Source organism: Vibrio sp. 1978 (assembly GCF_033344345.1).
Map to the genome: position 1 here is coordinate 1 of NZ_JAWPOP010000361.1, position 765 is coordinate 765.

The following is a 765-nucleotide window of genomic DNA, read 5'->3' on the forward strand; positions in this document are numbered from 1 at the left end:
ACAAAATATCTTCTAACACGATGTCGTTATCGAAACCATCAGTGCCGTTGTAAACACGAACGTGGAATACCGCATCTTCTCCCGGAATATACATTGGAGATTCGGCTGTTTTCTCAATCCACACTTCTTCAGGCAGCGTTTCTAAGGTTGCGGTTGCTTCTGCCGTTGCACCTGCAAACTCAGCCGTTGCTGTGTTAATAATGTTGGCAACCGCTCGGCTGTTCACTGTGCCTGTAATAGCAAATTCAACCGTATCTCCTGGAGCAATATCGAGATTGGTCGCGATGTCCGAATTTGGTCCCGGTAAGGTCTCGATATTGGTGCGAAGGTCACCTTTGCTGGTCACGATAGTCCAATCGTTGAATGCCGCTTCCATTGCGCCACCAGACGTTTCAACCTCTAATGCAGAAATCAAATCCTCCACTTTGACATCCGCAGCAAAACCAGAACCATTGTTCGTGACCTTGACTCGGAATGTCGAGAACTCTCCCGGCTGGTAATATCGTTCGTCAGCGGACTTTTCGATAACGACATCGCCCGGATAAGGTTTTAGCGTTGCAGTTGCGAGAATATCTTTGCCGTTGTAGTTGAGTGTGGCTGGGTTAACGATGTCACCAGTTGCTTGTGCATTCACTAAACCAATCACGTACAACGTAATGCTGTCATTTGGTGCTAGGTCGATGTTGTAGTCAATATCGTTATCCACCACCAGAGAGTTCGCATCGACCGTAGTTAATGCACTGCCCGCCACATATTGAACGGCCC

The 765-nt window shown here is 47.8% G+C and carries 1 protein-coding gene; it reads right to left on the reverse strand.

Features of this window, described 5'->3' with window-relative positions; genetic code table 11:
- A partial coding sequence (locus R8N49_RS26630) for a hypothetical protein (RefSeq protein WP_318190386.1) occupies window positions 1-765 on the reverse strand: 765 nt, incomplete at both ends.